This window comes from Flavobacterium sp. NLM (assembly GCF_002210235.1).
Lineage (GTDB): Bacteria > Bacteroidota > Bacteroidia > Flavobacteriales > Flavobacteriaceae > Flavobacterium > Flavobacterium panici.
Window position 1 is genome coordinate 371,581 of sequence record NZ_LIAC01000001.1, and the last position, 15,768, is coordinate 387,348.

Here is a 15,768-nt window from a genome sequence, read left to right on the forward strand (position 1 = left end):
GCACCATCAGTTGGAATAACTGCATGGACTTTTATTAATCAATATAAAAAAGCAAATTATATGGTAATGTTTAAGAGGAATATCTTATCTATTCTGAGTATTATGTTATTAAGTGCCGGATGCGGTAAAAAGGAAACAGACCAAAACCAGACAGTTGAACCTGTAAAAGTAAGTGTTAGGGAAATTGAACTGTCATCTCAGGCAGAAGTTTTGGATTACAGCGGCACTATTAAAGCAGACAATACTGTTTCTATCGGCTTTAGCATTCCGGGAAGGGTGACTGCTGTTCTGGTACAGGAGGGAGAGCGTGTTGTCAAAGGACAGCTTCTGGCATCAATAGAGCAGAATGCCTGTCAGAACAATCTTATCGTCGCAAATGCAGCCTTGGAACAGGCTCAGGATAATTTCAACCGTCTCGATCAGCTCTATAAAAAAGGAAGCCTTCCCGAACGAGATTATATTTCTGGAAAAACCGGTCTGGCACAAGCAAAAGCCAATAAAGAAACGGCATCAAAAAACATGCACGATACCAAATTGTATGCTTCTTTCTCAGGAATCGTAACCCATAAACTCACCGAGGCAGGTGCCAGCGCAGCGCCTGGAATTCCAGCTTTTACCATTGTAAAAACAGACAAAGTATATGCTGTGGCAGCTATTAATGAAAATGAAATCACTTCATTGAAAATAGGTGCAGACGCCAATATTACAATTCCATCCCTGAATAGGGAAATCAAAGGAAAAATCACCATAATAAATCCGCAGGGCGATGATCTTTCGAAAACTTACACCGTTAAGGTGCGTCTGGAGAATGTCAATGGACAGCTGCTTCCTGGAATGATTGCCGATATCAGCATCAACTCCGGACAGATTCAAAATACAATAATTATTCCTGCGCAAGCCCTAGTGCGAGATCCAGATAATATAAACTACGTGTATATCGCCAAAGAAGGAAATACTGCTTTTAAAAAGAGAGTCAATATATCTAAAATAACCGGAACGAATGATGTTGTGGTAAAAGAAGGACTTCAGGCGGGCGACAAAATCATTGTAAACGGACAAACCAACTTAATAGACGGTACGCCTGTCAAATTCTAATTTTCTAAAATTCAATTAAAAGATGACAAAGCGAAAAATACACTTTTTAGAAGCCGCAATGAAGCACAAGCAGGTTGTCATTGTACTGGTTGTCCTGCTGATGCTGATGGGAATCAATTCCTTAGTGAACATGCCCCGAAGCGAAAACCCTAGAATTGATATGCCTACAGCTCTGGTATATGCTATTTATCCAGGTGCTGATGAACATCAGGTACAAGAAGAAGTGGCAAAGAAAATAGAACAGTACTTATTCTCATTTGAAGAAATCAAAAAGAAGAAAGTAAAGTCAGAAGTTCGTGAAGGACAGGTTTTTATTACTACCGAAATTTACACAAATGTAAAAGACAGAAAGAAATTCTGGCATACTCTGCAACTGGATATGGATGCCAATTTGCGTTCAAAATTGCCTCAGGGTGTTATAGGGCCCTTTATCAACAGTAATTTTGCCGATGTTACGGCAATGATTATTTCTGTATCGTCAAAAGAGCGTTCGTATGCTGAGATCGAAAAATACCTTGACAAACTGGAAGACGGGTTAAAAGTCATTCCGATGGTTTCTAAGATCAATCGTTCGGGGGGGCAAAGACAGCAGATCTATATTAAAATAAACGATAAAAAACTTCAGCAGTATGGCTTGGATGCCGGCGCTTTAATGGGGATCCTGCAACAGCAGAATATTACAGGCTATACTGGAGAAGTATCAGTAGGATCTAATAATATTGTGCCTATTTATGCCAACAGCCGTTACAAGGATGAAAATGATATTGCCAGCCAGATTGTCTACACGACACCATCTGGAACAATTGTCCGTTTAAAAGATGTGGCTGAGATTGAACGCCGTTTCGAAGAAAAATCATCATTTGTACGTGTAGGGGAAGACAAAGCTATGGTCTTGTCTGTCGATATGCTTCCGGGGAACAATATTGTAGCATTTGGTGAAGAAGTTGAAGCAAAAATTGCGGCTATCCAAAAAACATTTCCTCCGGATATTAAAATGAAAACCATTGTGAACCAGCCAAAAGATGTGGAGCACAGTATCAGTCATTTTATGAAAGAATTTGGTCTGGCAATCGGATCGGTGCTTTTGGTGGTCATGCTTTTACTGCCTTTTCGTATAGCAGTAGTGGCTTCCGCGGCAGCTCCGATTTCTATGCTGATTACTTTTGCCTTTATGAGCATGTTCGGGGTGGAGCTTCATCAGGTAACACTGGCCGCTCTTATTATTGTACTAGGAATGGTAGTCGATAATGCCATTGTGGTGGTCGACAATTATATCGAGAAACTCGACGAAGGCGTAGAGCCTTGGACAGGTGCCTGGCAGGCTGCCAAACAATTGATGGTTCCAATATTTACGGCAACACTCGCCATTATATTCGCATTTTTGCCGCTGGCCATTTTTATGGACGGAATTGCTAAGGATTTTATGTTTTATCTTCCGGTAACTGTTGCCATAGCTCTTATTGTTTCCATGCTTATTGCGCTTCTTTTTACCCCGTACACTTGTTATGTGTTTATAAAGAAAGGATTAAAACACAAAATAAGCGACAGACCCATAAAGAAAAACCTGCTGGATCACCTTCAGTCCGCTTTTGACAAAGGAGTAGAAGCAGCTTTTAGAAATCCTAAAACAACTATGGGATTGGGATTGCTTTCTGTTGTTGCAGCTCTCTTTATTGCTACAAAAGTCGATTCTGAATTTTTCCCTTTAAGTGAGCGCAATCAGTTTAATATGGAAGTCTGGATGCCAAACGGCACGTCTTTGGAGAAAACCGAAGCGAAAGTAAAAGAATTGGAAAATATCCTAAAACAAGACAAACGGGTTGTTGACGTAACGAGTTTCATAGGAATGAGTTCACCTCGTTTTCATACGTCATACGCACCGGAAACTCCAAGAAAGCAATTTGCGCAGGTATTTATTACAACAACCGACATTGATGCAACAAATGAAATGGCCAAAGAGTATCTGGACAAGCTAAAAGGTTTTATGCAGGACGGAGCGGTTAAAATCAAACAGCTGAGTTTTCAGGAGGGTGCTCCGATTGATATCAGGGTGGTAAGCGAAAATGAAGCCGATCAGAAACGTACAGCTATAGAAGTCAAAAAAATTCTGGAAAAAGCTGAGGGGGTCAACTATGTCCGATTGAGCAGCGAGTACGATTATATGGGGGTTAAACTCAATATAGATAATGCGAAAGCAAGCCGCTTAGGTATAAGCACACAAGCCATTACGCAGACTTTAGGAGCCGGTTTAAAAGGATATTCTATTTCCACCTTATGGGAAGGAGATAAGACGGTAGACATTTTCCTTCGTTATGACGAAGACAGCCGTAAAGATCTCGTTGCCTTGCAGAATCTTCACATTACAACACGTTACGGGAAGAAAGTGCCGCTTAAAGCTGTAGCAACTCTAGATCCTGAATGGCACACCGGAATGCTACTGAGAAGAAACGGATTAAAGATGCTGAGTGTATATTCAGAGGCGCAGCTGGGTAAAAAACCCTCGCGTATTCTTCAAGAAGTAAAGCCGGAAATAGATGCTCTTAAACTTCCTGCCGGAACTACTATTCAATACGGAGGAGACGCTGAATCAAGCGGGGAGAATGCGCCAAGTATGGGAATATCTTTAGGAGTCAGCCTTATTTTGATTTTCCTGACACTTTTGTTTCAGTTCAAAAGTCTTGGAAAGGCGCTTATCGTATTGTGCACCTTTTTACTGAGTCTTTTTGGAGCCTTCCTAGGACTTCTTGTAACAGGTAATCCACTTGGGATGACTGGGTTTATGGGAATCATAAGTTTGATAGGCATCGTGGTGCGAAATGGAATCATACTGGTCGATTATGCAGATGAGCTTATCAGAGATCATGGATACAAACACAAAGCTGCTGCAATTGCCGCTGCTAAACGTAGAATGAGACCTATCTTCCTGACTTCTGCCGCTGCCGCAGTCGGCGTAGTGCCTATGATTATAGGTAAATCGCCTATGTGGGGTCCGCTGGGAAGCGTGCTAGCTTTTGGTTTGATCTTTTCGATGATCCTAACCCTTTTTGTGGTGCCTGTCATGTACTATAAGTTACTGAAGAACCCTATAATCGAAGATGAAGCGCCTCAAGAGCAGCCTGATGGAGAAGAGGATGTACTGTATAAGCCGGTTCACCAGCATTGATAAATAATAATAATTCTTCAAACCTCCTGTCGATTTGTAATAAAATTTCGGCAGGATTGTTTAAAAATGAATTGACATGAAAAGTAAACAAAACACTATATATTTTTTGTTCCTGATTTTTTTCTCAGGAATTGTTCACGGGCAGCAGACTGTCTCTCTGGATCAGATCAGAAGCATGGCTTTGGAAAACAACAAAAAACTCAAGAAGGCCCAAAGCAGCATTAGTGCAGCCAAAGCGGCCAATCAGGCGGCCAATGCAGCGACAAAACCCACCGTAGAGGCAAGCGTTTTCGGGCTCTATCTCTCGGATCCTTTCAGGACCTTACTGCCGGAATACAGTGCTAATGGATCTGTAGCCGTGACCCAGGTTGTCTATGCAGGAAACAAAATCCAGACGGCAAAAAAAATGACAAGTTCATTGGTTGACCTGCAGAGCGCCCAGAAAAATTTAACCGAAGACGAGGTGCTGCTGAACGCTGAAACTGCGTATTGGCAGGCTGTCAACCTAAAGGAAAAAGTAGTTCTGGCAGAAAAATATCTAAGCCTTTTAGGCGAATTGAAAAAAGACCTTGAGAACTCTTTTAATGCAGGTTTGATCTATAAAAATGATCTGCTTAAAGTGGAAGTGCAGCAAAACGAAGCGATCCTTAACCTGACAAAAGCTAAAGACGGTTTAACGATAACCAAACTGGCTCTGTCTCAGATTACAGGTTTAAGTGCAGCTCAATACGATGTAGCAGGCAATTTTTCAGATGATATGCGGCTGATAAGCAAAGCCGATGTTGCGTCGGCTGTAAATAACCGTCCTGAGATCTATGCGCTCAGCAAGTCAGTCGAGGTCAACGAGTACCAGGCCAAGTTACTGGAAGGAGACCAAAAACCCACTGTTGCCTTAAGTGCAAACGGCCTGGCATCTTACGGTAAAAAGATTAATTTTTCTGACGGGAGCGATGATATGAAGGCATTTGTGGGACTGGTAACAGTTTCTGTTCCTATTCTGGATTGGGGAGCGAGGAAACAGAAGGTAAAAGAACAGCATTTTGTAACCGAAGCGCAAAAGTTGGAACTTGAGGAAACAAAAGAACTTTTGAGCATTGAGGTTCAGAACGCATGGCTGATGCTTAATCAGGCTGCAACACAAATAGATCTGAATAAAAAGTCACTAAAACAGGCTGAGGAAAATCTTCGTTTAAATCAGGATCGTTTTGATGCCGGAACCGTTCTGGGAGAAGACGTTTTGGAAGCCCAGGTGCTTTGGCAGAAAGCCTACGCTGATCTTATCGATGCAAAGGCAGGATACAAAATCAGCGAAGCCAAATACAAAAAAGCAATTGGCGAATACTAAATAATTTTATAAGCAGAAGCATTTTCTCTTCTGCTTATAATCAAAATATCTGATGGCTTGCAAAAGCATCTAAAAACATACAACTATGATCACACCGCTAACCATCATCGCTGCTACAAATTATTCCGATACAGCCAGAAATGCCGTTACCTATGCGGCAGGAATTGCCCAAGCCGCAAATGCGAAACTTGTTCTATTTAACTCTTTTAGCTTAAATGTGCACAGCGCAAATGCGCTTATCAGCGCAGAAGAAATGCAGAAAGAATTAGACAGGGCTATTTTAAGACTGGAAACCCTGGGTAAAGAAATAGCCCATTTGTTTAAAATTGAAGTCCAATGTTGCTGCAGCTATTCCTTTCTGAAAGACGAACTGGCAGCTGTACTTGAAAGCACAGGTGCTGAATTGGTTGTAATGGGTATGGCAGAACGTTCTTTTGAGCAGGATCTGCAGGGCAACACCACAACATCAGTCATTAAAAATATTGATATCCCTGTTTTGGCAGTGCCTCTCAATGCCCGATTTAAAAAATTAAGAAAAGTATTATATGCCTGTGATACGCTGAGTTTTTCGGCCGCTAGGAGATTCAGCTGGATTATCAAGGTAATAGGAAATCCTGATATTGAGATTGAACTTTTCAGTGTCGAGGAAAGTGTTGCTGAAATAAGGAAACGGGATGAGGCAGCAGTAAGGGATGGCACACTGGGAAAAGAGTTTGAGGATGTGAAGTACATTTACAAGACAGTGCGGTCAAATGCCGTTATTAATGAAATAGAAAAAGAAATAAAGCGCTATCAGGCAGATATACTGGTCATGGTGCCCAAAAAATATGGTTTTTGGGATTCTCTGGTCCACAAAAGCAAAACAAGAATAATGGCATCGGGTTTAGATGTCCCTTTATTGTCATTTCCGCAGTATTAAAAAGCGGGGGTGTTTAAAACGGTTATAACCAATGGGCTAGTATTCCATCGTACTTGCTTATTATTCAGGAGGCAATTTCGCTGCCTTTATTTATGATTACTACTTTATCGAAAATATCAAGAAAAACTTCATTAAATAAATATGTTGCCGAGACTTTCGGTGACCATTATTTTAATTGAAAAAAGATTAAAAAACATCTGTTTAATCTTTTTTCGATTAAGTGCATTATAACGATATGAAAAAGCTACGCTTAAAAAAAAATAGACAATGAATGCCGTCATAACAGCTGTCGGTGGCTATGTGCCGCCTTCAATTTTAGATAATAAAAAAATTTCTAAAACAGTAGATACTTCAGAACAATGGATTGAAAAAAGAACAGGAATTAAAGAGCGCAGAATAGCCGACGATGATACTGCTGTATCTGATCTTGCATCTGGTGCGATTAATAATCTTATCGAAAACTATGAGGTTGACCCGTATGAGATTGAAGTCTTGATACTTGCTACTGCTACTCCCGATCATATGCTGGCGCCGGCAGCATCTCTGGTATGTGAAAAAAGCAATTTACAAAATGCCTTTGGACTTGATATCAATGCAGCATGCAGCGGTTTTTTATATGCACTTGAATTAGCGGGCTGCCTGATCGAAAGCGGGCGTTACAAGAAAGTTATGGTGGCAGGGGCAGACAAAATGAGTTCTCTTGTAGATTATGAAGATCGCTCTACCTGTATTTTGTTTGGCGATGGAGCAGGAGCTGTATTGCTTGAAGCATCAGAATCTGATTTTGGATTATTGAAATCGATTCTTCATACTGACGGGAGTGGTACTTCTTCGCTTTTAGTTCCGGCAGGAGGTTCTAAAATACCTGCTGGTATGCAGAGTTTACTTCATAGAGATCATTACATAAAACAGGATGGGGCTTATGTTTTTAAAAAGGCAGTTGCAGCAATGAGTTCTGTAAGTGGGGAAGTTTTAACAAGCTGCGGCTTTAGCACGGATGATATTGACTGGGTAATACCGCATCAGGCCAATCTGCGGATAATTGAGGCGGTGGGTTCAAATTTAGGTATCGATAAATCCAGAATAAAAATTAATATCCAGAAATACGGAAATACGACCTCTGCAACAATTCCTCTTTGTCTTTGGGATTTCAAAGATGATTTTAAGACAGGAGAAAACCTATTAATCACAACCTTCGGGGCTGGCTTCTCTTGGGGAGCAGCTTGTATAAAATGGGGGGGTAATGCGAGACAAAAAAAATGCTGATACAGCAAAAAGAAGTCAAAAAGAAGTAGTGTCAATTTACTGACGACTATTTTATACAATCTTAAATAATCTATTTGTGAGGCGCATAATTTATTGTGATCTCTCTGCAAATAAATTTTTAAATCTGCTATTGAGTTGAATTTAGAATAAATGGCTGATGCTTTACTAATAAAAAATTATATGAAATGCAATCTATTTTCTCGGTACATAAAAAATAACTATTTCTTACTGTTATTAATGTTTTATACCTTCAGCTATGCGCAATTTTCCTTGGATAGAGATTCAATTCATAAAATAATTACCCAGCTTCCTGCCTTTTCGATCTATAAAGATAATTATTTTGTAACGGGTGTGAATTTAGATAAAACACCTACGAGAAACAGCATGGATGCTAAGTTTCAGTTTAGCTTCAAGCAGCGATTATCAGACAAACCTTTGCTGTTTGATTCTTATGCTTATCTAACGTACACACAAAAATCCTTTTGGAAGATATATAAAGCATCAAGCCCTTTTGAGGAAAGCAATTATAATCCGGGATTGATGATGCTCAGGCCTGTATTTAGAAATAATCATTTTGTTGGTGCTCTGACCTATGGAATAGAACACGAATCCAATGGACGCGACAGTATCTATTCAAGAAGCATAAATATGATTTCGATAGGATTTATTAGAGTATTTTCTCCCGAACTTTTTGTTTCGGTCAAGGCATGGCTGCCTTTTTTGATAGATAACAATCCATCTCTTCCAAAATACATCGGATACGGCGAGGGGCAGCTTCAGTGGATCACCTGCAATGACAGATTGTTTTTTGACTTAACGCTAAGAAAAGGCGCCAGCTGGGATTTCAAGGGAAGTTTGAATGCAGGGATCAGCTATAAACTGTCAAAAAAGGCTAATCAGCTCATTACCCTGCAGTGGTGGCAGGGTTATAGTGAGAGTCTGATAGATTTTAAATCTGAAAGGGGAATGCTCCGGGCAGGATTTATTTTGAAACCGACATTTCACCGTTTTTACTGAATCATAAAAATGATATTTCATGCTGATACGGTTTAATTAGAAATTTTGGGATAAATTAATGCTTACGATTTTAAAGTAAAAAAGCTTCATTTAGACCAATTTTGGCTATTTATTGACCTTTTTCTATTGCTTTTGGACAGCTACCTTTGCCCGGAGAATAGTAGTTTTTGTTTCAATAGCTTTATATAAAGCAAATTGAAGGCAGGAGGTTATAATATTTAAAATTAATACCAGTAAAATGGATAATAAAAAAAAGGTTGTTATAGTTGGCGGTGGTTTTGCCGGGATTCGTCTCGCAAAAAAGTTTGCAAATAATCCTAAGCTGGATGTTATAGTGTTAGATCAACACAATTATCATTTTTTTCCGCCGCTTCTATATGAGGTTTCTACTGCTTTTATTGAGCCATCCAATATAATTTATCCTTTTCGCAAGCTTTTTCAAAAGGCATCTAATATCCGTTTCCATATGGGCAAACTAGATAAGGTACTTCCTGAATTTAATAAGCTTGTGACAGACCAGGGTACACTCTCATATGATTACCTGGTACTTGCTATGGGAACAGAACCTAATTATTTTGGAAATGAAAACATAAAGAAAAATGCAATTGCGATGAAGAGTATAGAGGATGCCCTTATGATACGTAATCATATACTTTTTTCTATGGAGAAGAGCATGAGAAGTGTAATTCTAGAAGAAAAGCAAAAATTTTCAACTATTGTAATTGCTGGTGGAGGACCGACTGGGGTCGAGCTTGCTGGAAAGATAGCGGAATTGGGCAGAAACATTGCAGACAAAGATTATCCGGAGGCTTTAGGTCTAAAAGCAAAAATATATCTTATTGAGGGAGCACCAAATCTTCTCAATACGATGAGCATTAATGCACAGCAAGAGGCTTACCGTGTACTTGAAAAACTGGGAGTAATTATTATGCTGAACACTTTGGTCAACGATTACCAAAACAGCGAGGTGAAACTCTCCAGCGGGGAGATAATTATAGCAGAAACTTTGTTATGGACCTCAGGGGTAAAAGCTCGAAAAGTTGATGGTATTGTTGCCGCTTGTATAGGAAGGGGAGACAGGATATTGGTTAATGACATTAATCAGGTAGATGGTTATTCTAATCTTTTCTGTATCGGGGATCAGGCGTTGGCTCTTCATGATACCCGATACCCTCAAGGCCATCCACAATTAGCTCAGGTAGCCATACAGCAGGGAAAACAACTTGCAGAAAACTTACAGCGCGAGATCCTCGGTATTAAGACGAAACCCTTTCTTTACAAGAACAAAGGCAGCATGGCCATAATATCAAAATTTAAGGCAGTTGTTGATTTGCCAAAAATGTATTTTGGGGGATTAGCTGCTTGGCTGGTTTGGCTGCTCGTGCATTTGGTACCTTTAACAGGAGTACGTAACCGACTAAAGTTATTATCGAACTGGTTTTGGAGTTTGATGACAAACGATCCGGCTTTACGCAGCATTATTGGCAAGGTAAAGCAGTAGATAATTTAGGATTTACAAAAGTTATATTAGGAAAGGAAAATTCTTTAGGACATTAAAAGGATTGTCGCTGCATATACTACATCAATACATTTTCAGGAGTTCTTTGACATGTCCTACAATGTTAATAATACATGTCTGTTTAAAACAAAGCGGTTTTTATGAAAAGTAGGGATTTATCAATTTTAACACTGCAGGAACTTAAATGCAGGCGCAGAGGAATATTTTATATAGTGATGGCTATCAGTGTTCTGATGTTTCTGACAATACTGTTTTTAATTCGTTTACTATACAGCACGCACGACTTTATACTGCTCTCTGTAATTGTGCTGTTTACCCATTGCCTTTTGCCGTTAACTTTTAAAATGAACCAGTTGAACGCGGAAATTCAGCGTCGCAAAAAAAAAAGATTTTAAGGCAACAGAAAAACCAATTTCTATCATCAGCTGTGCCAAATGGTTTAGTAATGATAATTAAAAGTGCAGCAACGGTAATCAACCAATTTTTTACCTAAATCTAGCAGCAGATAGGAATCGAAGATATGGACCTTCATAAAATTTCCTGCAATTGAAATGCGATTTGGATTAGCGCAGTTGCTTTTAATATTATTTGTGAGAGCTCTTCCCGCTATACGTTCCAATCGCTTGTGCCGAACACCGGCACAAACGGATCTTACTGCACACGAGCGAAGCGAACTGGCGAAGCAATCGGGCTAAAGAAAGACAGAAGAAAGATAAAAATGATTCAAAGTTAATTTCTTTAGTAGTCCAAATAAAAAAAATGGCGCCAATTGTCTTCAATTGGCGCCATTTGGCGTTGTGACCTCTACGGGACAAATTACAATAAATTTTTTGGAAGATTTGAAGAGATTGGCGTACTACATGTAGTGTCTGTCTTTCATTGGCTATATTATTTTGGTTTAGATGTACCGTTGGGGATTGATGTAAAAATTATACAAACTCAATTGATTCATAGCATTAAACAAATATAAATTTACAAATTTTATCAAGGATTAAAAAAAATGTTTTAGTTAGGGTAGGATTGTTTTTCTTCAGCTTTATGAATTACTCTCAGATTTTTTATATTAATGATTTTTAGGAGCGTTTCCAGCTATCAGTACCAATCTTGTCTCGATGTAAAAGAATTTGTGTTGCTATTAGGACCAAAAAAATTGATGTATGTTTTGTGATAAATAGAGGAATGTCAGCAATTTGCCGTCTTTCGGAAACATTAAAATGTTTGCTAATTGGTTATCCTAAATAAGTTTTTCGTAAAAGCAATAAGCCCGAAACAAATCGGGCCTATCGTCTTCAAATTTAATTGTAATTCTAAAATTTTTGATGCATCGTAATTAAACTATTTTTTTTTTTGCAATGTTATGCAAGACTTTCTCCTATACGGAGATGGGTGCTGAGAACAACCCTGTTCCAAAGATTGATTGTAATTACGGCCGTTATTATATCTGCTATCTGGCTTTCACTGAAATACTGCAAGGCCTTTGTATAGGTTTCATCCGTTAATCCATTCTCATGGATTAATGTTATTTCTTCAGTTACAGCAAGAACTGCTTTTTCCTCTTCTGTAAAAATGTCCCCAGCTTCCTTCCAGGCACTCAAGAGAAAAATACGCTGGTTTGACTCGCCGTTTTTAACGGCGTCCTGGGTGTGGATGTTGATGCAGTATGCACAGCCGTTAATCTGCGAGGCACGTATCTTTATGAGTTCTTTGGCTGTCTTGGATATGGAAATCTTTGAAAGGTAGCTTTCAAGGCCGATCATCGCTTTCAGTGCATCTGGAGCGGCCTGCTTAATGTTAAGTCGTTTTTGCATTGTATTATTATTTTTAAATTGTTCCATGCAAAATTGAACAATAAGGAAAGGAAAAAACTTAAACTGGTTTAAGAAAGAAGCCTTTTGCGTATTTCGCTCAAGTATTCGGGTGTGAATCCTAGATAGGAAGCAATCAGGTATTGGGGAACGCGCTGGATGAATTCGGGGTGGTTTCTGACTGCCTGGAAATAAAACTCTTCCTTAGAGAACGAGAAAAGGAATTTAATGCGTTTTTGGGCCGCCGCATATGCCCTCTGGTAAACAAAACGGAAATAGCGCTCCATTACCGGAAACTCTTCCAGCAACTTCTGCTGCTTCTCCAAAGTGATGTAAAGCAATGTTGATTTCTCTACTGCCTGAATATAAAATTCTGTCGCGAGCTGGTTCTCGTAGGCAAAGTTATCGGTAAGCCACCATGTTTCTATGGCAAATTCCGTGGTTTGTTCGGTACCTTTCTCGTTAATATAAAACTTTCTAAGCAGGCCGTCCAAAACAAAATAATGATGCCGGCAGATCTGTCCCTCCTTTAGAAGGTTCTCTTTTTTATAAGTTTCTTTAATGTCGAAGAATTTTTTGATCTGCTCAAAGTCATTGTCTGAGACCTGTGCAAATTTGGCTATATGGTTTTTGAGTATATTGGACATCTGGCGTAAATGACATATTGGTTTTGACTGTTTGGCCAGCTTTTTAATCGGAATGGCATCGCTGGCAGGCTCTTAAGCAAATATAGCAATAATATGCTTAGATACTTTTTGAAATCAGATTTCATTATTTGTCATTGAATAGTAATTGAAAGCAATTTGGAGATTATATAGAGTCACTTTCTATTATATTCTGGGGGTTCGAATCCTGTTAGGTTATCGAGTGGCAAATCGACTATTTGTGCTGTTTTTTATATAGTATATACTTTGATGCAATTTGGCTATTGTTTGAAATAAAGAAAATAAAAGCAAAAATGATTGAAAGTTAGCGCCGAACTTCCTTTTAACAGCGATAGATACAGTACAGCGCATCCGGCTTTGAGTTTAGACGAAAAGAAATTGTATTTCGCATCAGATATGCCCGGAACTTTAGGTCAGTCAGATTTGTACAGCGTTACGATTAATGCTGACGGAACATTCGCGAAACCGCAAAATTTAGGCCCGTCAATTAATACCGAAGGAAGAGAAACTTTCCCTTTTATTTCTGGAGACAACGAATTGTATTTTGCAACCGACGGACGTCCGGGACTTGGCGGACTTGATATCGTAGTTTCTAAAATTTTAGAAAACGGAACATTTGATCAGGTACAAAATATTGGCGAGCCAATAAACACAAAATTTGATGATTTCGCTTTTATAATAGACAGCCAGACACGAAAAGGATATTTCTCTTCAAATAAAAAAGGCAGTGCTGGCAACGATGATATTTACAAATTCACAGAAACCAAAAAACTGGTTTGCGAAAGAACTTTAACCGGAACTATTTTCGACAGCAGAGCCAACGAAAAAATAGAAGGTGCAAAAGTTATTTTGTTTGATGAAAACCATCAGCAGATTGAAGAAGTAACCACAGCACAAGATGGATCGTATTCTTTTAAAGTAAACTGTAACAAGAAATATTTTGTTAGAGTTGAAAGAAAACAATATCCGGCAAATGAAAGCAGTTTTGCGGTTACAACTAGTATCGATAACAAGTTAGATTTTACTTTAGAAAAAGAAAAAATCGCAGCTATCGAAATTCCGGAAATAAAAGCCATCAAAATTGGAACAGATTTAGGTAAAACCCTAAACATTTCGATGATTTATTTTGATCTTGGAAAATGGAATATTACAGATGCAGCTGCAGCTGAATTAGGAAAGATTTTAGCAGTAATGCAGGAATATCCAAAAATGAGAATCGATATACGTTCGCATACAGACAGCAGATCATCGGCAAAATCAAATATGATTTTATCAGATAAAAGAGCAAAATCTATTATGGCCTGGCTGGTAAGCAAAGGAATCGATGCCAAACGTTTGAGAGGAAAAGGATATGGAGAAAGCCAGTTGCTAAACAGATGTAAGGACGGCGTTACATGTTCTGAAGAAGAACATTTAAAAAACAGAAGAAGCGAATTTATCATTTCATCTATGTGAAATTAGCAGTAAAAAGACAGTAAGAAATCTGTATGGCCAATTGGCTATAAATAATTGGCTGTCTATTGTACATCAAACTCTCAATAGAGGAGAGAAAAAGCAGGGAAATAACCCCTGCTTTTTTTATTGGTAATAATTAATGCGCCTATTTTTTAGGTTAAAGTTAGATTCTAAACAGCCGATATTAATTGTAATTTTTATTGTTTTTTAATGTTTTATACTTTTTTAAAGAAGGAGGCAAGAGGTTTGTAAGCCTGAAAATAAACCGTAATCTTCTGCAGCAGGCCAATGAAACTTCATCGGACAGCATCCTTTTGCTGTGATTCTAAGCTGTATTGACAGCCGGACTTCTGCCGAATTAATTTTCGGCCGGGAATTGATCATATTTTCAGTCTGCGCATTTCGGGAAACATTATCAATGAGGACATTTTAGGCAGCATGGAGTTTGGCTGTAAAGCGGCAGGTTCAAAAATAACTGCAGTATAAGGTCATACAAAATGCAGCGCTGTAAAAGGTGCCTGCAGCCATGCTGAAATGGGTAAACTTACAGGGGGGCTGACCAAAATAATACCAGAAGTTGATGATTAAACCCATACATAAGAAAACCGCAGTTCGTGCAATGCTGCTTTTGTAGAGAATGTGTCTGTCATTAATGTTAAACGTACTTTTTAATGGATAATGCATCGCAGTCCGATATTGAAAGAAATGATTGAAAACGGAGAAATTCGAATTGCTGGAGGATCACACGACATTCCTACAGCTGAAGTGACATTTTTCCTGAAAGTATTAAATTCAGATCGTAAAAAGCAAGGACAGCAGATTCTCTCACTATTGAAAATAAGCAGTACAGAAAAAAAGCATTCGTATTAGAATGAAAATGACATTTTTTCATAGTGAATAATGAAAAAATGTCAGAATTAACCCCTGGCATATTTTTTGTTTTTTTCTTTACGCACACCTTTGTGCAAGTTCAAAAATTTATTGTATAACAATTTTAAAAATTACTGTTATGAATCTTATTAAAAGAAACGGAGCCCATGTGCCGGCTTTCCAACGCTTGTTTTTTGATGATGTTTTTGGCCGCGATCTTTTCAATTGGGAAAACAACAATTTTTCAACCACAAGCACCACACTGCCTTCAGTGAATATTAAGGAAACTGACGAGAATTATGAAGTCGAGGTTGCGGCTCCCGGCATGAGCAGGGATGACTTTAAGGTTACCCTTGATAATGGACAGCTGCTTATTTCTTCCTTTAAGCAGGAACACGTAAATAAACAAGAAGAAAATTACACCCGCAGAGAGTTCAGCTACCAGTCTTTCCAGAGAAGTTTTGTACTTCCTAAAAATGTAGTGGACGAAGATAGAATTCGTGCCCGATACGAAAATGGAATTTTACTGCTGTCGATTCCAAAACTGGAACAGGCCAGACAAAAGTCACCAAGGATGATAGAGATTTCTTAAAAACTTTTATGAATTTTTTATTGAAAGCTGCCCCATAAAGGCAGCTTTCTTGATAAT

General features: G+C 38.7%; 11 protein-coding genes and 1 pseudogene. 10 read left to right on the top strand and 2 right to left on the bottom strand.

Going from position 1 to position 15,768, the window contains the following annotated elements:
* The first annotated feature begins 60 nt into the window (after positions 1 to 60).
* The 7 genes from APR43_RS01580 (at position 61) to APR43_RS01610 (ending at position 10,306) form a co-directional block, all read left to right on the top strand.
* Complete coding sequence (locus APR43_RS01580) at positions 61 to 1,095, top strand: efflux RND transporter periplasmic adaptor subunit (protein ID WP_082356398.1); 1,035 nt, start codon at positions 61 to 63, stop codon at positions 1,093 to 1,095.
* Positions 1,096 to 1,117: 22 nt separating this feature from the next.
* The gene (locus APR43_RS01585) at positions 1,118 to 4,258 is read left to right on the top strand and encodes an efflux RND transporter permease subunit (RefSeq protein WP_052483761.1); all 3,141 of its coding nucleotides are present in this window, start codon (positions 1,118 to 1,120) and stop codon (positions 4,256 to 4,258) included.
* Between the two features lie 76 nt (positions 4,259 to 4,334).
* Positions 4,335 to 5,603 (top strand): TolC family protein, encoded by a 1,269-nt coding sequence (locus APR43_RS01590; RefSeq protein WP_053471286.1) that lies wholly within the window; start codon positions 4,335 to 4,337, stop codon positions 5,601 to 5,603.
* A gap of 85 nt (positions 5,604 to 5,688) precedes the next feature.
* The gene (locus APR43_RS01595) at positions 5,689 to 6,522 is read left to right on the top strand and encodes a universal stress protein (RefSeq protein ID WP_053471287.1); all 834 of its coding nucleotides are present in this window, start codon (positions 5,689 to 5,691) and stop codon (positions 6,520 to 6,522) included.
* A 267-nt stretch (positions 6,523 to 6,789) separates the two neighbouring features.
* Positions 6,790 to 7,788 carry a beta-ketoacyl-ACP synthase III gene (locus tag APR43_RS01600; protein WP_053471288.1) on the top strand — a complete coding sequence of 333 codons (999 nt, stop codon included), beginning with the start codon at positions 6,790 to 6,792 and terminating at the stop codon, positions 7,786 to 7,788.
* Between the two features lie 150 nt (positions 7,789 to 7,938).
* On the top strand, positions 7,939 to 8,805 hold the full coding sequence (locus APR43_RS01605) for a phospholipase A (RefSeq protein WP_053471289.1): 867 nt from the start codon (positions 7,939 to 7,941) through the stop codon (positions 8,803 to 8,805).
* A gap of 238 nt (positions 8,806 to 9,043) precedes the next feature.
* Positions 9,044 to 10,306, top strand: a complete 1,263-nt coding sequence (locus APR43_RS01610) for an NAD(P)/FAD-dependent oxidoreductase (protein WP_053471290.1) — start codon at positions 9,044 to 9,046, stop codon at positions 10,304 to 10,306.
* 1,373 nt (positions 10,307 to 11,679) lie between these two features.
* Here APR43_RS01610 and APR43_RS01615 read toward each other — a convergent pair.
* Together APR43_RS01615 and APR43_RS01620 are read right to left on the bottom strand one after the other, a co-directional pair.
* Positions 11,680 to 12,132: a carboxymuconolactone decarboxylase family protein gene (locus APR43_RS01615; protein ID WP_053471468.1), complete on the bottom strand. Its 453-nt coding sequence runs from the start codon at positions 12,130 to 12,132 to the stop codon at positions 11,680 to 11,682.
* A 68-nt stretch (positions 12,133 to 12,200) separates the two neighbouring features.
* Positions 12,201 to 12,776 (bottom strand): Crp/Fnr family transcriptional regulator, encoded by a 576-nt coding sequence (locus tag APR43_RS01620; RefSeq protein WP_053471291.1) that lies wholly within the window; start codon positions 12,774 to 12,776, stop codon positions 12,201 to 12,203.
* A gap of 315 nt (positions 12,777 to 13,091) precedes the next feature.
* Between APR43_RS01620 and APR43_RS01625 the strand changes: the two genes are divergently transcribed.
* The 3 genes and pseudogenes from APR43_RS01625 (at position 13,092) to APR43_RS01635 (ending at position 15,711) form a co-directional block, all read left to right on the top strand.
* Positions 13,092 to 14,249, top strand: coding sequence for an OmpA family protein (locus tag APR43_RS01625; RefSeq protein WP_240514910.1), 1,158 nt, complete (start codon positions 13,092 to 13,094; stop codon positions 14,247 to 14,249).
* Between the two features lie 200 nt (positions 14,250 to 14,449).
* Positions 14,450 to 15,026: pseudogene (locus APR43_RS24770) on the top strand (carbonic anhydrase); the annotation flags it as partial.
* A 232-nt stretch (positions 15,027 to 15,258) separates the two neighbouring features.
* The gene (locus APR43_RS01635) at positions 15,259 to 15,711 is read left to right on the top strand and encodes an Hsp20/alpha crystallin family protein (protein ID WP_053471293.1); all 453 of its coding nucleotides are present in this window, start codon (positions 15,259 to 15,261) and stop codon (positions 15,709 to 15,711) included.
* Positions 15,712 to 15,768: the final 57 nt, after the last annotated feature.